Annotated in this window: 19 protein-coding genes; 7 read left to right on the top strand and 12 right to left on the bottom strand. The window is 61.6% G+C overall.

Features of this window, described 5'->3' with window-relative positions:
- The 3 genes from PG899_RS15700 to PG899_RS15690 form a co-directional block, all read left to right on the top strand.
- On the top strand, positions 1–534 hold a 534-nt coding region (locus PG899_RS15700; protein WP_270697477.1), incomplete at its 5' end, for an IS630 family transposase.
- A 105-nt stretch (positions 535–639) separates the two neighbouring features.
- A complete protein-coding gene (locus PG899_RS15695; protein ID WP_011707403.1) occupies positions 640–1,122 on the top strand; it encodes an Rsd/AlgQ family anti-sigma factor in 483 nt (160 codons plus the stop codon).
- A gap of 101 nt (positions 1,123–1,223) precedes the next feature.
- Positions 1,224–1,604, top strand: a complete 381-nt coding sequence (locus PG899_RS15690) for a PilZ domain-containing protein (protein WP_011707404.1) — start codon at positions 1,224–1,226, stop codon at positions 1,602–1,604.
- 71 nt (positions 1,605–1,675) lie between these two features.
- Here the strand turns inward: PG899_RS15690 and radA are convergent, their stop codons facing one another.
- On the bottom strand, positions 1,676–3,040 hold the full coding sequence (gene radA / locus PG899_RS15685; protein ID WP_024945847.1) for a DNA repair protein RadA: 1,365 nt from the start codon (positions 3,038–3,040) through the stop codon (positions 1,676–1,678).
- Positions 3,041–3,140: 100 nt separating this feature from the next.
- On the opposite strand from radA, the gene PG899_RS15680 reads away from it, so the two are divergent.
- Positions 3,141–5,519 carry a PilZ domain-containing protein gene (locus tag PG899_RS15680; protein ID WP_077095145.1) on the top strand — a complete coding sequence of 793 codons (2,379 nt, stop codon included), beginning with the start codon at positions 3,141–3,143 and terminating at the stop codon, positions 5,517–5,519.
- Positions 5,520–5,647: 128 nt separating this feature from the next.
- On the opposite strand, the gene PG899_RS15675 is transcribed toward PG899_RS15680, so the two are convergent.
- Entirely contained in the window at positions 5,648–6,553 is a 906-nt protein-coding gene (locus PG899_RS15675; protein WP_011707407.1) for an alpha/beta fold hydrolase, read from the bottom strand.
- Between the two features lie 49 nt (positions 6,554–6,602).
- Positions 6,603–7,613: a phosphoserine phosphatase SerB gene (gene serB, locus PG899_RS15670; protein WP_077095146.1), complete on the bottom strand. Its 1,011-nt coding sequence runs from the start codon at positions 7,611–7,613 to the stop codon at positions 6,603–6,605.
- A gap of 120 nt (positions 7,614–7,733) precedes the next feature.
- Here serB and PG899_RS15665 point away from each other — a divergent pair, with 120 nt between their 5' ends.
- Positions 7,734–8,342, top strand: coding sequence for an AhpA/YtjB family protein (locus PG899_RS15665; RefSeq protein WP_017411238.1), 609 nt, complete (start codon positions 7,734–7,736; stop codon positions 8,340–8,342).
- 53 nt (positions 8,343–8,395) lie between these two features.
- Entirely contained in the window at positions 8,396–10,642 is a 2,247-nt protein-coding gene (locus tag PG899_RS15660) for a sensor domain-containing diguanylate cyclase (protein WP_190283793.1), read from the top strand.
- A 69-nt stretch (positions 10,643–10,711) separates the two neighbouring features.
- On the opposite strand, the gene deoD is transcribed toward PG899_RS15660, so the two are convergent.
- The 7 genes from deoD to PG899_RS15625 form a co-directional block, all read right to left on the bottom strand.
- Positions 10,712–11,428, bottom strand: coding sequence for a purine-nucleoside phosphorylase (gene deoD, locus PG899_RS15655; protein ID WP_011707410.1), 717 nt, complete (start codon positions 11,426–11,428; stop codon positions 10,712–10,714).
- Positions 11,429–11,505: 77 nt separating this feature from the next.
- Positions 11,506–12,714, bottom strand: coding sequence for a phosphopentomutase (locus tag PG899_RS15650; protein ID WP_011707411.1), 1,209 nt, complete (start codon positions 12,712–12,714; stop codon positions 11,506–11,508).
- Between the two features lie 14 nt (positions 12,715–12,728).
- Positions 12,729–14,060, bottom strand: a complete 1,332-nt coding sequence (gene deoA, locus PG899_RS15645; protein WP_016351989.1) for a thymidine phosphorylase — start codon at positions 14,058–14,060, stop codon at positions 12,729–12,731.
- A 109-nt stretch (positions 14,061–14,169) separates the two neighbouring features.
- Positions 14,170–14,943, bottom strand: a complete 774-nt coding sequence (gene deoC / locus PG899_RS15640) for a deoxyribose-phosphate aldolase (protein WP_077095148.1) — start codon at positions 14,941–14,943, stop codon at positions 14,170–14,172.
- Positions 14,944–15,334: 391 nt separating this feature from the next.
- Complete coding sequence (locus PG899_RS15635; RefSeq protein WP_005305103.1) at positions 15,335–15,505, bottom strand: XapX domain-containing protein; 171 nt, start codon at positions 15,503–15,505, stop codon at positions 15,335–15,337.
- A gap of 123 nt (positions 15,506–15,628) precedes the next feature.
- The gene (locus PG899_RS15630; RefSeq protein WP_011707414.1) at positions 15,629–16,903 is read right to left on the bottom strand and encodes a NupC/NupG family nucleoside CNT transporter; all 1,275 of its coding nucleotides are present in this window, start codon (positions 16,901–16,903) and stop codon (positions 15,629–15,631) included.
- A gap of 213 nt (positions 16,904–17,116) precedes the next feature.
- Complete coding sequence (locus PG899_RS15625; protein ID WP_060390690.1) at positions 17,117–17,905, bottom strand: TatD family hydrolase; 789 nt, start codon at positions 17,903–17,905, stop codon at positions 17,117–17,119.
- A gap of 40 nt (positions 17,906–17,945) precedes the next feature.
- On the opposite strand from PG899_RS15625, the gene tppF reads away from it, so the two are divergent.
- Positions 17,946–18,563: a type IVa pilus pseudopilin TppF gene (tppF, locus tag PG899_RS15620; protein ID WP_011707416.1), complete on the top strand. Its 618-nt coding sequence runs from the start codon at positions 17,946–17,948 to the stop codon at positions 18,561–18,563.
- A 356-nt stretch (positions 18,564–18,919) separates the two neighbouring features.
- On the opposite strand, the gene rlmD is transcribed toward tppF, so the two are convergent.
- Positions 18,920–20,272, bottom strand: coding sequence for a 23S rRNA (uracil(1939)-C(5))-methyltransferase RlmD (gene rlmD / locus PG899_RS15610; protein WP_077095150.1), 1,353 nt, complete (start codon positions 20,270–20,272; stop codon positions 18,920–18,922).
- 334 nt (positions 20,273–20,606) lie between these two features.
- The gene (gene amt, locus PG899_RS15605; RefSeq protein ID WP_077095151.1) at positions 20,607–22,043 is read right to left on the bottom strand and encodes an ammonium transporter; all 1,437 of its coding nucleotides are present in this window, start codon (positions 22,041–22,043) and stop codon (positions 20,607–20,609) included.
- Positions 22,044–22,075 lie beyond the last annotated feature (32 nt).

The raw sequence follows: 22,075 nt of genomic DNA, 5'->3' as shown, positions 1-22,075 counted from the left end.
GCGCTGGCCCGCTGTGATACCGCTAATCCAGTGTTTTATGAGGATGAAGTCGATATAGACCTCAATCCCAAATTAGGGGCCGACTGGATGTTCAGAGCGCAGCAAAAGCGGGTTGTCACACCGGGACAGAACGCCAAACATTACCTGGCAGGCGTTCTCCATGCAGGCAACGGAAGAGTGCTTTACGTCAGCGGGATAAAGAAAAACTCATCGCTGTTTATCGCCATGCTGGAAAAGCTGCGTCACCACTACCGACGAGCCAAAACCATCACGCTGATCCTCGATAACTACATCATTCACAAAAGCAAGCAGACCGAGCGATGGTTGAAGAAGAATCCCAAGTTCTGCATGGTATTCCAGCCAGTTTACAGCCCTTGGGTTAATCACATAGAACGGCTGTGGCACAAGTTACATGAAACCATCACGCGCAATCATCAATGCAGAGGAATGGCCAGTCTGCTGGCCCGAGTGAAACACTTCATGAACACAGTGTCTCCTTTCCCGGGGAATGGCTATGGCACAGCGAAGGTGTAGCACTATTGGGATCAGTTATTTAGTTATAGGAGGGTGTCGTCAGTCAATAAAAAGGCCGGAGGCCCGTCACGATAGCACTCCATGCCTATGCCCCACGGAGGGACTATGTTAACTGAACTGGAACAAACCAAACGCGCATTGGCAGGAAAGCACAGAGCTATCGACGACTGGCTGGATGCCAGGCAGGCATTGCTGGTCGAATACATGCGACTTGCCGGACTGACTCCCGCCCGCACCAAGCAGCGTTCGCTGCCCGGCCATGTGGAACTGCAAGGCTTCTGTGAACGCCTGGTCGACTACGTCAGCGCCGGACACTTCGAGATCTACAACCACGTGGTGACCGCCTTCGAACAGGCCAGCGGCGACAAGCTGGAACTGGCGAAACGCATCTATCCCCACATCCGGGCCTGCACCGAGTTCGCGCTGGAGTTCAACGACAAGTACAGCAATGCCGATGAGGCCCAGTTGCTGTTGCTGGATGAGGATCTGAACCAGCTAGGTCCCGTGCTGGAAGATCGTTTCAAACAGGAAGATCGGCTGATCAAAGCATTGCAGGTCGTGGAGTCACTCAGCGCCCAGCAGGTTTGATATCCAATTTCGGAGCCAGTTCAAGATCCTGATGTGCAAGGTGCATTACACTCTATGTCATGACCTTTAGCTCCAATTCCTATTGCTGACAGGAGATGAGAATGTCCGAGCGTCGCCGTTTTTCACGGATCCTCTACTTGACCATGGCCGACCTCGTCCAGGGAGATAAGAAATGGCGGACCCAGCTGGTGGATATCTCCCTGCAGGGCGCCCTGTTGATCCGGCCCGATGACTGGGAAAGCCACGACAACAAAGAGTATTCACTCAGCTTCGTGCTGAGCGGCAGCGACATCGAGATCAAGATGCAGGTCATGCTGACCCATGAAGCCAGCAAGAAGCTGGGGTTCTACTGCCATCACATCGACATCGACAGCGCCACCCACCTCAAGCGGATGATCGAGCTCAACGTCGGGGATGAAGACTTGCTGCACCGGGAGCTGGAGCAGCTGCTGAGCGAACATCTCGAACACCCCCACCCCTGAGCGGTATACCCGATGTAAAAAGGAGCGCCATTGCGCTCCTTTTTATTGCCTGCCTACGGCCACCATGCCGATTACAAAGCCTCCAGGGCATCGGCCAGCTTCTTGACCGGCACCACTTCCATGCCTTCGATGGGATGCTTGGGTGCGTTGGCGTACGGCACTATGGCCCGGCGGAAGCCATGCTTGGCGGCCTCCTGCAACCGCTCCTGGCCGGAGGGCACGGGCCGGATCTCGCCGGACAGCCCCACTTCCCCGAACACCACCAGATCCTTGGGCAGGGATTGATCCCGGAAACTGGAGACCATGGAGAGCAGCAGGGCCAGATCCGCGCTGGTCTCTTCGACCTTGACCCCGCCAACCACGTTGATGAAGACATCCTGATCCGCCATCTGCAGGCCGCCGTGGCGATGCAGCACCGCCAGCAACATGGCGAGACGGTTGTGATCCATCCCCACCGCCACCCGGCGCGGGTTGGAGAGCTGGGAATAATCAACCAGCGCCTGCAGTTCCACCAGCAGGGGACGGGTGCCCTCCCAGATCACCATCACCACCGACCCCGGCGCCTGCTCTTCACCGCGGCTGAGGAAGATGGCGGAGGGGTTGCTCACCTCCCGCATCCCCTGCCCGGTCATGGCGAAGACACCGAGCTCGTTGACCGCCCCGAAGCGGTTCTTGTGGGAGCGCAGGGTCCGGAAGCGGGAGTCGTGGCCGCCATCGAGCAACACGGAGCAGTCGATGCAGTGCTCCAGTACCTTGGGGCCGGCCAGGGTGCCATCCTTGGTCACGTGGCCCACCATGAAGATGGCGACATGATTCTGTTTGGCATAGCGGGTCAGCAGGGCGGCGGCTTCCCGCACCTGAGACACTGAACCCGGCGCCGACTGCACATCCGCCACATGCATCACCTGGATGGAGTCGATGACCATGATCTGTGGCTGCTCCTGCTGGGCAATCAGGCAGATCTGCTCGACCGAGGTCTCCGACAGCATGCGCAGCTTGTCGGTCGGCAGGCCGAGGCGAGAGGCCCGCATCGCCACCTGCTGCAGCGACTCCTCGCCGGTGACATAGAGGGTCTTCATCCGCTCCGCCAGACCGCACATGGTCTGCAGCAGCAGGGTCGACTTGCCCGCCCCCGGGTTGCCACCGATCAGGATTGCCGAGCCCGGCACCACCCCGCCACCCAGGACCCGGTCCAGCTCCTTGAAACCGGAAGAGAAGCGTGGGATCTCGGTGGTGGCGATCTCCGCCAGCGTCTGCACCTGGCTGCCGATGGCGCCGGCATAACCGGTATAACGGGCACTCTTGCCCGGGGTCACCGAGCCGAGGCGCACCTCGCTGATGGTGTTCCACTCCTTGCACTCACTGCACTGGCCCTGCCAGCGTGTGAAGTCGGCGCCACATTCAGTACAAACATAGGCAGTTTTGTTTTTGGCCATGGATAACTCGGGGACAGGATGAATTCCTGCTTGATATACTTGTTTGCGACCGACAGATCAAACCCAGAATCGGAAAAGTGACTTTCCGTGGCAGGAACACATGGATTCAGAACAACAACAGCACCTTATTGAACAGCTCATCCCCCTGCTCAGAGAAAAGGATTTCGATGACATCTTCAATCGCCTGACCCAGGATGAAAACAGCAACAGCCGTTTTCTGATCAAGATGGAGATCAAGCGCAGATGCACCCCCTGCCGTCGCGTGATCGACATGCGGGACGAACTGGGTGACGAGTGTCTGGTCCATGAATCCGACGGGATCACCCACTTCATGCCGGCCGAAGCCATCGGTCTGTTCCAGTCCCAATGCTATCTCTACAAAGACGATTACACCCTGGGAGTCTATGAGGCACTGCAATACTGGCAGAAACACCACCATGGCAAGAGCGATGGCCCGCTGCAGCCACCTGCCAGCCCGTTTCGCCAGTACGATGTCAACCCCATCGCCTTTGCCAGCTACTATGGCCGACGTCAGGAGCGGATGCACTTCAGCTCCCCCGTGCTGATCAAGTTTGCCGATGGCGACAAGCTGTTTGCCAAAAGCTCCGATCTTTCCCTCGGCGGGATCCGGGTCTCGGTGCCCTATCTGCCCAACTACCAGACCGGCGCCCAGGTCGAGGTGTTCTTCACCGGGCTGGAGCGGGATCATGCCAACCCGGTCCTGCACCATTCGGTCAGCTACCAGATCCTCGGGGAAGAGAGCAAGGAGGGCAAGTTCTGGCTCAGGCTGGTCAAAACCGGCGAACACCCCGGCTTCGACCAGTTTCTTAGCGAGTTCATCGAGAGCAACAAGAGCCGCTATCGGGTCAGCGTCGACTACCTGCTCTCCGCCGCCATCATCAAGGGGTATGAGCAGTTCTATCTGCCGCGCATGACCGGCATGCCGCTGTTTTTCGGCTCGGGCGACAGCCCCAGCCTCGAGATCGCCCTGCGCACCGAGAACAACCAGCACATCCTGGAATACTGGCGCGATGCCAAGAACCGCGACATGCTCGCCAGCCTGTTCTCCGCCACCCGCATGCAGGCCCTGCTGCCGGCAGCGGGGGAATTGAAAGAGACCCTGATCTACTGCTTCACCCACTCGGTACGCAGTCACCTCTATTTCTTCTCCGCCACCCGGGAAGAGCTGTTGCAGAGCGGGCTGATGTCGCTCTTCTTCCAGGTCGGCGCCCGGCGCCCCAGCTGGCGAGTCTACAAATTCAGCCTGGAGCGCTGTGACCTGCACGAGGCCGATCTGGCCAGCCAGCAGAGCAAGGAGAGCCCCCAGCTGCAAGACATGCTGCTGCAGGAGCGGCTCAAGCAGATAAGCTATGTCGGCCTGCTGCAGGATGTCGGCCTCGACAGCCAGCGGGAAGAGTTCCAGTACGATGCCAGCGCCCAGCACAATGCCAACGAACTGCAGCGCTTCGGCCACGACAGCAGTGCCGCCCCCTTCGAAATAGAGACGCTGCACTATGTCCAGCTGCGCAAGGAGGCCCGCTACATCCACAAGACGGCCGTGGCCATCAAGCACAATGGTCGCGCCTGGCTCGGCTGGACCCGCGACATCTCGGCTCACGGCATGCAGATCGAGCTGGAAGAGCCGTTCGAGGGGGTGAAGGACGACATCGTCACCATCGCCCTGCCGCGCCTGCAGGAGCTCTCCAAGAGCATGGATCTGCAGCGCCTGCCCTACCGGCTGGTCAGCATCAACCTGACCCGCACCTTGCTGCACCTGTGCATCGAGGGCGATCCGGAGCGCCACACCGGCCGCCAGTTCTTCAAGCTGCTGATCGAGAGCAACCAGAACAAGCTCAAAGCAGCCCAGGAGCAGCGCCGCTATCGCGGCATGGCACGGGCGCTGCGCAACATCTACACCCACCACGTCTTCAGCACCCCGGTCTACATCAACAAGCTGAAGGGCGCCCCCAGGCCGGCCTCCATCGGACATGCCCCGCAGGCGCGCAGCCTGTCGCGGCTGCTGAAAGCCTGTGCCGAGCAGGGTGACCAGGACAACCTCTATCCCCTGTTCCAGGGCGAATTGCTCAAACAGCTCATCATGAACCCGCTGCGGGCCATCGAGCGGGAGGATCAGCCCCAGGAGGAGGAGGTCTACATTGCCAGTCTGCAGACGGCGGCCGGCCTGCCCATCTTCACCAGCCGGCTCGCCAGCAGCTTCAAGAATGTGGCGGAGAAGCGCAGCTTCATCGAACAGGCGCTGCGCCAAGGGGAGTTCTACTCGGTGCTGGTGGGCATCTCCCGCACCGGCCGCCCCGACACCAACTTCATCGCCAACGAGCTGGACTACATCGCCAAGTTCGCCATTCACAAGGCCAAGAAGCTGGAAGAGGAGTTGTGGAGCGTGGTGGGAGTGGGCGAGCTGACCGATACCAGCCAGGCGACCCTGTTCCGGCTCGGCATCACGGCGCCCGTCAATTGAGCAGCCCTCTGCAAACCACGGCCCTCAACCAGGCGGGCAGGCAATAAAACCATGGCCGGCCTCTGGCCCGCCATGGTTTGTGCATCCATCAGTACACCGGATGACCGGCGCCACCAGCCCGGTCTTTGTCAGGCCGCCTGCGGGTTGAGCAGCCATTCAAGGATCTGCGGGAAGTGATCTTCCTGCGCCTGCGGGGCGGTCAACATGTTGATGTGGTCGTAATCGAGCCGGTTGCCGTTGTCCCGGCCGAGGCGGGTATGGCGGGCGGCCGAGCCCATCTCGGCACTGAAACGGCGCACGTCGGTCGGGTGACCCAGCACCTTGTCCGCCTTGGCCGAGATCATCCAGAGCGGTGGCCAGTTGACCCGGGCGGCCGCCTCGTCATAGGCGAACCCGTCGCTGGGATCCTGCCAGGGGCCGCATTTGACCCAGGGGATGGTCTCCTGCAGGTAACGCAGCGGCTCATCATCCGCCCCGATCTTCAGACTGCGCGCGGCCAGAAAGCCGTTGCGCCTGGCCAGCCAGGGGGCCAGCCGGTTCCAGATCAGATCCACCTTCAGCCAGCGCTCCGGATTTTGTACCGACACGCCGCGCTTGGTGCCAAAGAACACCAGACTGGCCACCTGCTCCGCCAACTCGGGGAAGCGCACCAGGGTCGACGCCATGATGACGCCGCCCCAGGAGTGGGCCATCCAGTGCAGCTTGAAGCCAGCATGGCGGGCGGCAATCCAGCGGTGCAGGGCCGGCAGATCCTCGGTGATGAGCTCATGCTGGCCATGTTCGGCCTGCTCGGCGATGGCCGGCGTGCTCAGCCCCCGTCCCCGCAGGTCGGCCACATAGACCTGATAGCCGTGGCGGGCCAGAAAGCAGGCCAGTCCCTTGCCCGATTCGGTGTAGAAGATGCGGCCGTTCTCGATGGCACCGTGCACCATCAGGATCGGCTCGCCATGTACCGCGACCCGCGGCTGAATGTGGCGCACGTGCAGCCGATGTGCGCCGCAGGGAATAAACAGGGATTGCTGTAACAGTTCCATTTTGAGACTACGTCCTCCGTGACGTGGGGGCCTTGTCGAGGCGCCGCGACTAGCGGCGATCCCAGCGCTGCTGGCGGCAGGCCAGCGCACCGAGCAGGCAGATCACCCCTTCCAGATCGTGGTAATTGAGGGTAGCCGCCGCCTGCGCCCGCACCAGCGGCTTGGCGTGAATGGCGATGCCGAGCCCGGCCACTCCCATCATCTTGAGATCGTTGGCGCCATCGCCGACGGCCACGGTCTGGCCAGCGGCGATGCCATACTCCTGCGCCAGCTGCTGCAGTACCTCGGCCTTGACGGCGGCATCGACGATACGCCCGCTCACCTTGCCGGTCAGCTGTTGCCCTTCCACCGCCAGCTCGTTGGCGAAGATGGCGTCCAGCCCCAGCTCCCGCTGCAACTGGCCAGCAAAACGGGTGAAACCACCGGAGGCGATCGCCACCTTCCAACCGGCCTGTTTGAGGGTATCGACCATCAACTGCAGGCCCGGCATCCAGGGCATGTCGGCCGCCACCTGGTCGAGAAGGGTGACCGGCGCCCCTTCCAGCAGGGCGACCCTGGCCCGCAGGCTGTCGGCAAACTCCAGCTGGCCCTGCATGGCAGCCGCCGTGACCGCCGCCACCTGCTCGCCGACCCCGGCCAACCGGGCGATCTCGTCGATGCACTCGATGCGGATGGCGGTGGAGTCCATGTCCATCACCAGCAAACCGGGCTCCGCCAGACTGGGCAGGGCTGGCAGATGACACAGATCGATGTCCCACTCCTCCCCCTTGAGCGCCTGTACCAGAGCGGGTGAGAAGCGATCCGTGCCCAGCAGCAGCAGAGGCACTCCGGCCGGCATGGCGGGCGGATAGAGCCTGGCCTGCAACGCGTGCTGCGCCAGCAGCCCGGCCAGCCGCCCGAGATGATGACCGGCCAGCGCGCGCCCGAACAGCACCAGCCAGCCGCCATCCAGCGCACTGGCGGCAGGCAGCAGCGCCTGCGGCGTCGCCTCCCACCAGGGGGCGCCGGACAGGCACTCGGGCCACTCTGAAATCTCTGCGGGCAATTGGGACAACAACATAGGGATAACGCCTTCCTTGGTGATCATGGGGTTAACAATGCTGGCCCAGAGTAGCGTATTGCTTTTTGTACAGGCAAGCGCCAAGATCCCGCCACCCCTTGTTAGCAAAAGGCTCAACGCTTGCGTCATCTCCCCATCAAACGCGTGCTCAGTCTCGGTGCCGGCGTCCTGCTCGGGCTCTGGGTGCTCGCGGTACTCATCCACATGCAGGGTGAGAGCCAGGCTTCGCTGCACAGCGAGGCACGCAACCGGGCCCAGGCGCTGGTGGCCTACGCTGCCCGCGACATGAAGCGCTGGCTCAAGGAGGACAAGAACAGCGAGCTGGAGCGGCTGGCCCAGGATCTGGCCGCCGAGCCCGAGATCCTCGATGTCACCCTCTACGATGCCCGTGGCATCCCCCTCGCCCAGTCGGACAATGCGGTGCCGCTGGACAGCCTGCTGCCCATCGGCGACAGCAACAAGTCGATACCGGAACAGGGCAAGGGGCGCATCCAGTTCGTGCAGGAGATCCTGGATGGGGAGCAGACCCTGGGGTATCTGCGCATTACGCTGGAAGAGCAGCAGATGCTGGCGGACAAGGATACCCGACTCAAGGTGGTACAGGAGAAGCAGCGGCTGATGCTGCTGGTCGCCCTGCTGGCCGGGTTGCTCATCTCCTACGGGATCCGTCGCAACTACATGCGGGTGCGCAAGCACAAGAAGAAAAGCAAACCGGTCGAGCCGCAATAAGGCGGCGCGATCCCCCGACCCGAAACTGGCAATGCCACCAGCAGGAGCGCTGTATGATTGCCCCCTCTCTGCCGCTGGATGAAGAGAGTCGACTGGAACGACTCCGCATCCTCGGCCTGCTTGACCGCGAGCCCATCGATCAGCTGGATCGCCTGACCCGGCTCATTACCCGCCATTTCTCGCTGCCCATCGCCATGGTCTCGCTGACCGACGTGAACCGGCAGTGGTTTCTTGCCCGCACCGGCGTCGCCCTGTGCGAGATCAGCCGGGAGCACTCCTTTTGCGGCCACGCCATCCTGCGTCCCGACATCATGCAGGTGCCGGATGCCCGGCTCGACCCGCGGTTTGCCGACAACCCGCTGGTGACCGAGGAGCCGCACGTGGTCTTCTATGCCGGGCGGCCACTGCGGGCGCTGGATGGCGTGGTGCTCGGCACCCTCTGTCTGGTGGATCATGCCCCGCGTCACCTCGACCAGGAGGCCTGCCGCGATCTCGATGACTTCGGCCGCCTGGTGGAGAACACCCTGCACGATCTGGAGCGGCGCCATCAGGTGCGCAGCCTCAATCAGGTGCTGGAGGACAAGGATCACCTGTTCACCCTCACCTTCAACCAGTCGTCGGTGGGCATGGCCCTCTCCTCCCTCGAAGGCAAGTGGCTGCGGGCCAACCCGGGGCTGGAGCGGCTGCTCGGCTACAGCGAGCAGGCGATGCTGAGCCGCACCTGGCACGCCATGACACATCCCGAGGATCTGCCGCGCGAGCTGCCCCTGTTCAACGCCCTGCTCGCGGGGCAACGGCAGGACTACCGGCTGGAGAAGCGGATGATCCGGGCCGACGGCAGCCAGTGCTGGGTCCAGCTCAGCGTGACCCTGTGCCATAGCCGCACCATGGCGCCGCACCTGATCGCCGTGTTCGCCGACCTTACCGAGCGCAAGCAGGCCGAAGCCGAGCTGCTGCAACTGCAGCAGGGGCTCGAGCGGCAGGTCCGTGAGCGCACCCGCGAGCTGTCGAGCACGGTGGAGCAACTGCATCGCGAGATGCAGGAGCGCGGCGCCATGCAGCAGCGCCTGTGGCAAGAGCAGCGCCGCCTGCAGCACATGCTGGAACACACCAGCAACGCCTTCCTCGAACTCGACGAGGCGCTGGTCATCACCGGCTGGAACCCGGCCTCCACCACCCTGCTTGGCTGGCACCCCGAAGAGATGCTGGGGCGTACCCTGCCCGCCCTGCTCGGCAGCGCTCACCCCCTGCTGGCCCAGCTGACCCATCCCCAGAGTGCTGCGCGCCGTCTGGAGTGCGAGATCGGCACCCACGATGGCCGGCGCATCCCGGTGGAGGTGATTGCCGAGCGTTACCAGTTCGACGGCAAGGTGCGCATCGCCCTGTTTTTGCACGACATCACGGCTCGCCGCCAGGTGCTGGCCGAGATTGAGCGCGGGCGGGCCAGGCTGCGGGCCATCACCGACGGCCTGCCGGTCACCATCAGCATGGTCTCGCCCGAGGGGCGCTACCTGTTCGCCAACCAGGCCTACTGCCGCTACTTCGGGCTCGATACCGAGCGGATGCGGGAGATGAGCGTGCGGGAGGTGATCGGCGACGCGGCCTACGGCCGGGCCATCGCCCATCTGGAACGGGCCCTCGCCGGCGAGCAGGTGAGCTTCGAGAACCGTTTCGAGCTGCCCATCGGCCCGCGCGATCTCAGGATCACCATGATCCCGAGCCGGGGCGATGAGCCGGGGGTCTACATTCTCGGCAGCGACATCACCGAGTTCAAGGCGCTGCAGAACCAGCTGGAGCACGAGGCGGCCCACGACCCCCTCACCGGCCTGCCCAATCGGCGCGCCTTCACCCTGCGCCTCTCCCGGGAGCTGGAGCGGGTGCGCCAGAATGCCGAGACCCTGGGCCTGCTGTTTCTCGATCTCGACGGCTTCAAGCGGATCAACGATCAGCTCGGCCATCACGTCGGCGACGCTCTGCTGCAACGCTTCGCCAGCGTGCTGAGTGCCGAGGTACGCCCCGGCGACATGGTGGCGCGCTTGGCTGGCGACGAGTTCACCATCATACTGCCGGCCCTGCGCCAGCCAGAGCTCGAGCTGCCCGCCCTGTGCGAGCGGTTGCTGGCGGCCATGGCGGTGCCGGCCGACGTGGCCGGCCACCTGTTGCCCCTCGCCGGCAGCATTGGCGGTGCGCTCTGTCACTCGGGCCAGTATTGTCACATCGACGATCTGCTGCACCGGGCCGACAGCGCCATGTACCAAGCCAAGCAGGCCGGCAAGGGGCGCTTCGCCCTCGACCTCTGAGCTGCCATCCTTGCAATGCAAAACGGCGGCCCGAAGGCCGCCGTTGTCATTATTCATGCGCGAGGGGGATTAGTTGTCGCCCAGCAGGACGGAATCCAGCGCGATTTCGATCATGTCGTTGAAGGTCAGCTGACGCTCTTCGGAGGTGGTCTGCTCACCGGTACGGATATGGTCGGAGACGGTGCAGATGGTCAGTGCCTTGGCACCGTACTCTGCAGCCACGCCGTAGATGCCGGCGGCTTCCATCTCGACACCCAGGATGCCGTACTTTTCCATGACGTCGAACATGGAGGGGTCCGGGGTGTAGAACAGGTCGGCGGAGAAGATGTTGCCCACGCGCACGGCGACGCCCTTGTTCTTGGCGGCCTGTACGGCATTGGCAACCAGATCGAAGTCGGCGATGGCGGCGAAGTCGTGATCCTTGAAGCGCAGACGGTTCACTTTGGAGTCAGTACAGGCACCCATGCCGATCACCACGTCACGCAGTTTCACGTCTTCACGCACGGCTCCGCAGGAACCGACACGGATCAGGGTCTTCACGCCGTAATCGGTGATCAGCTCTTTTGCATAGATGGAGCAGGACGGGATGCCCATGCCGTGACCCATGATGGAGATGCGACGACCCTTGTAGGTACCGGTGAAACCGAACATGTTGCGCACGTCGCACACCTGCTCGACGTTCTCCAGGAAAGTCTCGGCGATGTACTTGGCGCGCAGGGGGTCGCCCGGCATCAGCACGGTATCAGCAAAGGCGCCATCTTTCGCATTGATATGAGGAGTTGCCATTCTCTTGATTCCTTCACACTAGGTTGAGTTTTATTGTCTTTATTGGTTGCCCGCCGCCGAGGCGGCGGGCGGGTAAATTACAGGAAGCTGGTACCGTATGCCAGTTTGGGCAGGCCGTGGTACGCCGCGATGCTCTGGCCGATGTCGGCGAACGTCTCGCGACGACCGACGGAGCCGGCCTTGACCGGCTTGCCGTAGAACAGCACCGGAATGTACTCGCGGGTGTGATCGGTACCACCCCAGGTCGGATCGCAGCCGTGGTCGGCGGTCAGCACTACCACGTCGCCATCTTCCAGCAACTCGAACAGCTCCGGCAGGCGGGAGTCGAAATACTCCAGCGCATCGGCGTAGCCCTTCACGTCGCGACGGTGACCGTAGGAGGAGTCGAAGTCGACGAAGTTGGTGAAGACGATGGTCTGGTCACCGGCCGCTTTCACCTCTTCCAGAGTACGATCCCACAGCTCGGTCAGACCGGTCCCCTTCACCTGCTTGGTGATGCCCTGCTGGGCATAGATATCGGCGATCTTGCCGATGGAGACCACCTGGCCGCCCGCTTCCTTCATGTAGTCCAGCACGGTCGGTGCCGGCGGCAGCACGGAGTAGTCGTGGCGGTTGCCGGTGCGCTTGAAGTTGCCCTTGCCGCTGCCCACGAACGGACGCGCGATGACGCGGCCGATGTTGTAGGGCTCCAGCAGCTCGCGCACTATGTGGCACAGCTCATAGAGCTTCTCGAGGCCGTAAGTCTCTTCGTGGCAGGCGATCTGGAACACGGAGTCGGCAGAGGTGTAGAGGATCGGCTTGCCGGTGCGCATGTGCTCTTCGCCCAGATCATCCAGCACCTGGGTACCGGAGGCGTGGCAGTTGCCCAGATACCCCGGCAGACCGGCCTTCTCGACGATGGCGTCCAGCAGCTCCTGCGGGAAGCTGTTGTGGTGGTCATGGAAGTAACCCCACTCGAACAGCACGGGCACACCGGCGATCTCCCAGTGACCGGACGGGGTATCCTTGCCGGAGGAGAGCTCCTGGGCAAAGCCGTAGGCGCCGACCACGTCGATGTCCTTGTTCAGACCGGCCGGGAAGGTGCCGCTGGCGAGTTCGCCTGCGTGACCCAGACCCAGCTTGCTGAGGTTCGGCAGATTGAGGGCGCCACGGCCTTCGATCTCACCGGCGGCGCAGGCCTTGGCGATATGGCCAAGGGTATTGGCGCCCACATCTCCGAACTTGTCGGCGTCGGCGGCAGCGCCAATACCGAAAGAGTCCATCATCAGAATAAAGGTACGTTTCATGGGACTTCCCCTTGTTACAAATCAGCCAGACCGATGCGACGGTAGACCTCGGGCAGCGCCTCTGGTCGGGTGTCACCGATCTTGACGGCGGCCTGCACCATGCTGGCAGCCTGAGCGAATTGCTCTTCAGTTTGAGCGTGGATCAGGGCGAGCGGCTTGTCTGCCTCGACGCTTTGACCCAGGCGGATAAAGTCGGTCAGACCGACCGCATAATCAAGTTTGTCACCGGCAGCGCGACGGCCACCGCCCATGGCGACCACGGCCAGACCCAGTTCACGGGTGTCCATGGCGGTCACGAAACCGCTGTTGGCAGCATAGACGGGGCGCACGATGGCGGCTTTCGGCAGGTGGTGATCGTAGCGCTCCATGAAGTCGCCCGGGCCGCCGAGGCCGGTCACCATGCGACCGAAGATCTCGGCCGCCTTGCCGTTGTCCAGCACCGCCTGCAGTTTGCGACGGGCCTCGCCGTCATCGCTGGCCAGGCCGGCGGAGATCAGCATCTCGGCACACAGTGCCATGGTCACGGCGTGAATGCGCGGGTTGCGGTATTCACCGGTCAGGTAGCGCACCGCTTCACGCACTTCCACCGCGTTGCCGGCGCTGGAGGCCAGCACCTGGTTCATGTCGGTCAAGAGCGCCGAAGTACGGCAGCCAGCACCGTTGGCCACCGCGACTATGCTCTTGGCCAGCTCTTCGGAGGCTTCAAAGGTCGGCATAAAGGCACCGGAGCCAACTTTCACATCCATCACCAGCGCTTCGAGCCCGGAGGCGAGCTTCTTGGAGAGGATGGAGCCGGTGATCATCGCGATGGATTCAACGGTGGCGGTGATGTCCCGTACTGCATAGATACGCTTGTCAGCCGGGGCCAGATCGCCGGTCTGGCCGATGATGGCGACACCAGCCTCTTTCACCACTTTCAGGAAACGATCGTTGTCGACCGAGGTCTGGTAGCCGGGAATGGCATCCAGCTTGTCGAGGGTACCGCCGGTGTGGCCCAGACCACGGCCGGAGATCATCGGCACGAAACCGCCGCAGGCGGCGACCATCGGGCCAAGCATCAGGGAGACCACATCACCCACACCGCCAGTGGAGTGCTTGTCGACAATCGGGCCACCCAGATTGAGGTGATCCCAGGTTAGCACCATGCCGGAGTCGCGCATGGCGCAGGTCAGGGCAACCCGCTCATCCATGGTCATGTCTTTGAAGTAGACCGCCATCGCCAGCGCGGCGATCTGCCCCTCGCCGATGGTGTTGTTGGTAATGCCCTGAACGAAGAATTGAATTTCTTGGGTACTGAGCGCTTCACCGTTGCGCTTCTTGCGAATAATTTCTTGAGGCAAAAACATCTTTCATTCCCTCCGCCATTGCTGGCGTTACACAAGCCTGAATCCTTGCCCACACACCGCATGGTGGGGGCTAACAGGGCGGACAGCCGTCCGCCCTCTCATCAACCTATTAGTAACCGCTGGTGTTGGCCGGCTTGTCGCCATGCCCCAGAGTGGCCAGCAGACTGGCCAGCAGGCTGGATGCACCAAAGCGGAAGGTACGGGCGGATACCCAGTCGTTGCCGAGGATCTCTTCGGCCATGGCCAGGTACTGACCGGCAACGGCGGCATCTTTCACGCCACCGGCAGGCTTGAAGCCGACTTTCGGATTCTTGGCCTTGATCACTTCCATCATGATCCGCGCCGCTTCCGGAGTCGCATTGACCGGCACCTTGCCGGTGGAGGTCTTGATGAAGTCGGCACCGGCATCGATACAGATTTCGGAAGCGCGACGGATCAGCGCCTCTTCTTTAAGTTCACCAGTTTCGATGATCACTTTCAGCAGCACGTTGGCACCGCAGGCCTCTTTACAGGCTTTGACCAGATCAAAACCGATCTGTTCATTACCGGCCATGAAGGCGCGATACGGGAACACCACGTCCACTTCATCAGCACCGTAGGCGACAGCGGCACGGGTTTCGGCCACGGCGATCTCGATGTCGTCGTTGCCGTGCGGGAAGTTGGTCACGGTCGCAATGCGTACGTCGGCAGCGCCGATCTCACGCAGGGTTTTGCGAGCGATAGGGATAAAACGGGGGTAGATGCAGACGGCGGCGGTCAGGCCAGCCGGTGACTTGGCCTTATGGCACAGGTCGATCACCTTCTGATCGGTGTCGTCATCGTTCAGGGTGGTCAGGTCCATCAGATTCAGGGCGCGCTGAGCGGCCAGTTTCAGATCAGTCATTCTGTTCTCCAAAGTCTCGATTTAGTCCGGATTCCAGGGCATGGGTCCGCCTGTCGCAACGCAACCGGCAAGACACGACTCCCAAAGAAACGGGAATGGAATTGCAGCGCAATTGCACGGGCAATGAGGCTGCAAATAAGGCAAGAGCCCTGTCACTTTCTTACAAAAGTGCGGACTTGGTTCCATGAAGACTTGAGAAAGGCAGACAAGGTCTGACCCGACTTCCCAATCAATTCCATTTGACCGCCAACACCCGATTTCATCGGGCATTAGTCAATGCCAGCACCCTGCTGGCAATGCCTATTTCAGCCGAGATACCCCTTGTTTGCAAGCCGGATTTGCCATTTTCAGAGGTACCTCACATCTGGCAAATCCGGTACTGAAAAGTGCGTTAAGAGAAGAAGCGAGTGAGTATCCAGGAGTATGCCAGCCCCCCCAGATAGACTCCGACGATCCCCATTACCCCGGACAACACGGGCGGGGCCGGGATCGGCAATTTGAGGAAAGAAAACAACAAGCCAACGATAAAGCCGGCCGCCATCGCCAGTAGCACTTCATTCATATAACCTCCGATTTGACTCATTTTATTATTAGTTTAGAAAGGAAAACGGTTGTCACCGCCCCAAACGCGAACGCCACAGCTTCTCGCTGTGGCGTTCGTCTTTACCCTGACAGTCAGGCGATATTACATGCCGGACAGCGCCAGGAAGAAGCCTGCGATGGTCGCAGACATCAGGTTGGACAGAGAGCCAGCCAGTACGGCTTTCAGACCAAATTTGGCAATGGTGCCGCGACGGTTCGGTGCCATGGAGCCCAGACCACCCAGCAGGATGGCAACGGAGGACAGGTTGGCGAAGCCGCACAGGGCGAAGGAGATGATGGCCTTGGTGTGGTCGGACATGGCCACGCCATTGATCAGCACTTCATCTTTCAGATACGGGGCAAAGTTCAGGTAGGCCACGAACTCGTTGACCACCAGTTTCTGACCGATGAAGGAACCGGCCACGATGGCTTCGCTCCAAGGCACCCCGATCAGGAAGGCCAGCGGGGAGAAGATCCAGCCCAGCAGCAGTTCCAGGGAGAGCTGCGGATAACCGAACCAGCCACCCACACCGGAGAAGATGCCGTTGATCATGGCGATCAGGCCGATGAAGGCCAGCAGCATGGCACCGACGTTCAGGGCCAGTTGCAGACCGGCAGAAGCACCGGCGGCAGCGGCATCGATCACGTTGGCAGGCTTGTCTTCCAGCTCGCCATCGGCATTGTTCTCGTCGTAGCTCGGGGTCTCGGTTTCCGGCACCAGCAGCTTGGCGAACAGCAGACCACCCGGAGCGGCCATGAAGGAGGCGGCGATCAGGTATTCCATCTTGACGCCCATGGAGGCGTAGCCAGCCAGTACGGAACCGGCAACGGAGGCCAAACCACCACACATGACGGCAAACAGCTCGGAGTCAGTCATCTTGGAGATGAAGGGACGCACCACCAGCGGGGCTTCAGTCTGACCCACGAAGATGTTGGCAGTAGCGGAGAGGGATTCGGTACGGGAAGTGCCCAGTACTTTTTGCAGGCCACCACCCAGCAGTTTGATGACCCACTGCATGATGCCCAGGTAATAAAGAACGGCGATCAGCGAGGAGAAGAAGATGATGACCGGCAATACGCGGAAGGCGAAGATAAAGCCGCCGCCACCGAATACTTCGAACATCTTGTTGCTGACCAGACCACCGAACAGGAATTCGATACCGTTTTGGCCATAACCGATGACGCTGGAAACGGCATCGGATACACCCACCAGAATATCTCGGCCAACCGGGACGTACAGCACGAATGCACCCAGTCCAGCTTGAATTGCAAAGGCACCGACAACGGTGCGAATTTTTATTGCTTTGCGATTACTGGAGAACAGCACCGCGATAAGGACGAGCGTTGCCATCCCTACCAGACCCATTATCAAATTCATTATTAACACTTCCTCTTTAGTAGCACCTTCCAGCTTGTTAACAACTTGTATCTCAAAGCCATCAATCAAGGGTGCGCATTATACTAATTACGGTGCGACAAAGTAGAATGCTGGTCACATTTTATAAGCATGAAATGCGCTAGGGGTCGTCAAATTAGACCGCAAACGATTTTTACTTATCCCGTTTTTTATCATGCCGCTATCAATAGTTAATCAGCTGTTAATTTGTGACTTGCCCAGTTGGAAAGCGTGCAAAGTGGATTCACGTAACACCGAGGCAACATGGGCCAGCGGTTGTTGCCGCAAATCGGCCAGCAGTTGCGCAATTTTCGGCAGGTTGGCGGGGGTGTTGGGCGCCCCCTGCTGACCCTGCAGCGGCATGTCGGGGGCGTCGGTTTCCAGCAGCAAGGATTCCAGCGGCATGTCGCGCACAGCCTCTCGGGTCTTGTTGGCCCGCTCGAAGCTGATGACCCCGCCGATACCGAGCCGAAATCCCAATTGCCAGAACGCCTCTGCCTGCTGCAGAGAACCGCTGAAGGCGTGGATGACGCCCCCTCTGGCCGGACGCAGGCGCCTGAGGATCTTGGCGACAGTGTCGTTGGCACGCACCGAATGGACGATCAAGGGCAGCTCATGCTCCATAGCCAGCTTGATTTGAGCCTCGAACATCTCGAGTTGCCCCTCCTGTGGCACATGAGAGCGCAGATCCAGCCCGCACTCGCCCACCGCCACCAGCCCGCGTGGACGCTCGGCCAGCAGTCGTCGCAACCGGGTCAATACCGCCGGAGTCTGCCCCCCCACATACCAGGGGTGCACACCCAGGGCATAGGAAATACCGTCGTGCTCTGCCGCCAGCGCCATCACCCGGCCCCAGTTTTCCTCTCCCACGGCGGGGATGATATACTCGCTCACCCCCAGCTGGCGGCACTCGGCCAGCAGCGCCGCCCGATCGGGATCGAAGACCGGAAAATCGAGATGGCAATGGGTGTCGATCAGTTGCATGTCGCTCTCACCTGTTTGTCGTAATTAATGGGTCCATATCATGATGAAACGCACAAGCCACGGCTTTACCCTGATAGAACTGGTGCTGGTCATCATAGTGCTGGGGATCCTGGCCGTCACCGCCCTGCCCCGTTTCATCAATCTCAAGGATGACGCTCTCAAGAGTACGGTCGCCACCACCGCCACCAGCTTTGCCAGCGCGGTGCAGCTGGCCCATGCCGGCTGGGCGGTCAAGGCGCAGGATCAGGCGCTCTACAATCTCGGCAGCATGGGGCAGCGCAATCTCGACATCAACCGCTATGGCTGGCCCGCCGGCACCGACGAAGATCAGGGCCGCAAGGGGATAGATGAGCCCTATGTCGCAGGTCAGGGTGACTACATCTCGGTGAGCAACCAGTCAGACTGCCGCCTACTGTTTCAGGGACTGCTGGACAGCAGCTATACCGTCGCCTCGGTCGATCAGGATCCCGAGATCCAGCTCAACGCCGACTACCTGTCCAGCGAACTGCCTGCCAACCAGGTAGATGCGGATGGGGAGCCGCACAGCAACTGCCGCTATACCCTGCGTGACTCCATCGGCCGCTTCCCGGCCTATCCAGCTGGCCTCTCCTTCGACTACAACAGCGTCACTGGTGCCGTGACCCGCAATTTCCAGTGAGCGATTCCGACTCGCCCTGCCGCTCCGTCTGCGGCGCGTCATCCTGCTCGCGGCGCACCGGCACGCAGCAGCGCCGGTTCTCCGGTGTGAGTCCCCACTCCTCGCACCAGCCATCGTAGCGAGCCAGCCAGCGTAACAAGATGCCTTTCATGGTCTGTTCCTCGTCTCTGTCGTCCCCTTGCCGTTTCTGCCTATCTGCTCCGAATCAGCTAATGCCACGACTCGATACCGGAATGACAGGTATAAAAAAACGACTCCATTTGGAGTCGTTTTTATCAGAGCCATCTGGCTAATTCAATTCACGCCTGTGTGGACAGGCTCAGACGGCTGACACGAGGGAGCATGTCCAACGGCGATCAGCCCTTGGCCGGCAGGCTCAGGCGGGCAACCGCTTCCACGTGCATGGAGTGCGGGAACATGTCGACCGGCTGCACCTCATCCAGCACGAAGCCCTGCTTGACCAGCCAGGCGAGATCGCGGGCCAGGGTCTGCGGGTTGCAGGAGACATAGACCAGCCGGCGCGGCGCCATGGCCACCAGGGTCTGCAGCACGGCCTTGTCACAGCCCTTGCGCGGCGGATCCATCACCACCACGTCAGCAGTCACGCCCTGAGCGTGCAGCTCGGGCATCAGCTGCTCGGCCTTGCCGACGTGGAATTCGGTGTGCTCGATGCCGTTGAGGGCGGCGTTGCGACGGGCATCGCTGATGGCGCTCTCCACCGACTCGATCCCCACCACCTTGGCAGCCTTGCCGGCCAGGAACAGGGAGATGGTGCCGATACCGCAATAGATGTCGAACACCGTCTCGTTGCCGGTCAGTTCGGCATACTCGAGGGCGCTGGAGTAGAGCACATCGGTCTGGCTCGGGTTGTTCTGGAAGAAGGAGAGTGGCGAGATCTCGAACTCGAGCTCGTGGATCTTGTCGCGGATCACCCCTTCACCCAGCAGCACCCGGTTGGTGGCACCCAGTATGCGGTTGGTGCGCTCCTCGTTGATGTTCTGCACCAGGGTGGTAACCGACAGATCGCTTAAGCTCGCCAGCAGTTCGGCTTCGAACGGCAGCTCCTCGCCCAGGGTCACCAGCACCACCATCAGCTCGCCGCTCTTGAAACCCTTGCGGGTCATCAGGTTGCGCACGCAGCCGGTGTGGTTTACCTCGTCATAGGCGGCGATGTCGTGCTCGCGCATCCAGTTGCGTACCCGGGCGTTCAGCTCCACGTGCAGGGAATCTTGCACCGCGCAATCATCGGCGGTGATGAGGTCATGAGAGTGTTTGCGATAAAAGCCGATCTCGGCGCCGGCGTCACAACCGCGCACCGCATATTGGGCCTTGTTGCGATAGGCAAACGGGCTGTCCATGCCGAGGATCGTCCTGACGGTGGTATCACCCAGCCCGGCCTGTTCCAGCGCACTCTCCACCAGCGCCTGCTTGAGCTTGAGCTGGGCCGGATAGGCCAGCGGGCGCACCTGGCAGCCACCGCATTCGGTGTTGGGGCAGAAGTCGGCGACCCGATCGGCGGAGGGCTGGAGCAGCTCGGTCACCTTGCCGTGCAGATAGTTGGGCTTGACCTCGGTCAGCTCCACCAGCGCCTGCTCACCGGGCAGCAAACCTTCGACAAACAGGGGGCGGTCGAACAGGCGTCCTTTGCCATCTCCTTTGTCGGTCAGTTCCAGGATCTCGATCTGGTGTTGATGTCCCACTAACGGCATGAGCGGCTCCAAAAGTACATATAAAGAGGGGCGATGGAACCGGCCCGGCCAGCCCCATCAAGAAAAGGTGGCAGAGTTTAGCGGAGATCCGGCCAAATTGCAGGCATAAAACAGCAACAAGACCGAGGACATTGCCCCGCCTAGCGTTATCTGCCGAAAAAGCCGGAATCCCCCGGCGCGATTCAGGGGCTGTCCTAATAAGAGGGCATGGTGACCACGGACGGGCCATCATCGCCGCTGGCCAGACATCAAACAGGATGCTCGGCCTGGTGGGCGGACATAAAAAAGCCGCCGGCATGGCCGGCGGCAATATTGCTGACTAACAGATGGCGGATTACAGGCTGTAGGCCTTCTCGCCGTGGGTGGTGACATCCAGCCCCTCCCGCTCCGCGTCTTCTTTCACTCGCAGGCCGATCAGCAGATCCACCAGCTTGTAGGCCACCACCGAGATGATGCCGGACCAGAGGATGGTCACCCCGACCCCGATGGCCTGAATTTTGACCTGCGCCAAGATGGAGTAGCCCTCCGCCACATGGTTGGTGACGTAGTCCCACACCCCGGTACCGCCCAGATCCGGGCTGGCGAAGACGCCGGTCAGCAGCGCCCCCAGGATACCGCACACCCCGTGCACGCCGAACACGTCCAGACTGTCATCGGCGCCCAGCAGCCGCTTGAGACCGTGGACCCCCCACAGCCCTGCAACACCGCTGATGAGGCCCATCACCAGACCGCCGCCCACTCCGACGAAGCCGGCCGCCGGAGTGATCACCACCAGCCCGGAGACGGCGCCGGAAGCCGCCCCCAGCAGGGAGGGACGACCCTTCATCACCCACTCGGCCAGGGTCCAGGAGAGGGCTGCCGCCGCCGGAGCCACCCAGGTATTGATGAAGGCCAGTGCCGCCGTGCCGTTGGCTTCCAGCGCGGAGCCGGCGTTGAAACCGAACCAGCCGAACCAGAGCAGGGAAGCCCCGATCATGGTCATGGTGAGGCTGTGCGGAGTCATGGGATCACGGCCATAGCCCAGGCGTTTGCCCACCAGATAGGCACCGACCAGACCGGCCACCGCCGCGTTGATGTGCACCACTGTGCCGCCCGCAAAGTCCAGCGCACCGTGCTGGAACAGATACCCGGCGGTCGCGGTGGCCGCTGCCGCGGCATCGGCTGTGGTATAGGCATCCGGACCCGCCCAGTACCACACCATGTGGGCCAGTGGGATATAGGCGAAGGTGAACCAGATCACCGAGAACAGCAGCACGGCGGCAAACTTGATGCGCTCGGCGAAGGCCCCCACGATCAGACCGCAGGTGATGGCGGCAAAGGCGCCCTGGAACACCACATAGATGAACTCGCTGATGCCGACCCCCTTGCTGAAGGTGGCGGCGATGGAATCAGGGGTGACTCCCTTGAGCAGCGCCTTGCTGAAGGAGCCATAAACGCTGTTGCCCTCGGTAAAGGCCAGTGAATAGCCGTAGAGGATCCACAACACGCAGATGAGCGAGAACAGGGTGAACACCTGCATCAGCACGCTCAGCATGTTCTTGCTGCGCACCAGGCCGCCATAAAACAGGGCCAAGCCCGGAATGGACATCAGGATCACCAGGGCTGCCGACAGCAGCATCCAGGTATTGTCCCCCTTGTTGATGGTCACTACTGCCGGTGCCGCAGCCTGCACGACCTCGGCCGAGGCGGCCACCACCTCTTCAGCCCAACTGGGGGCGGCCAGCAAGGCGGCAAGCGCCAACAGGCCAGTCATCACGAGTCTCTTGAGCATACAGCCATCTCCTTCCCTGTCGTCCCGGCTCC

Origin of the sequence: Aeromonas sp. QDB39, assembly GCF_027707585.1 — a bacterium.
In the GTDB taxonomy this organism is placed as follows: Bacteria; Pseudomonadota; Gammaproteobacteria; order Enterobacterales; family Aeromonadaceae; genus Aeromonas; species Aeromonas hydrophila.
This window is presented reverse-complemented; position numbering and strand designations above follow the sequence as displayed.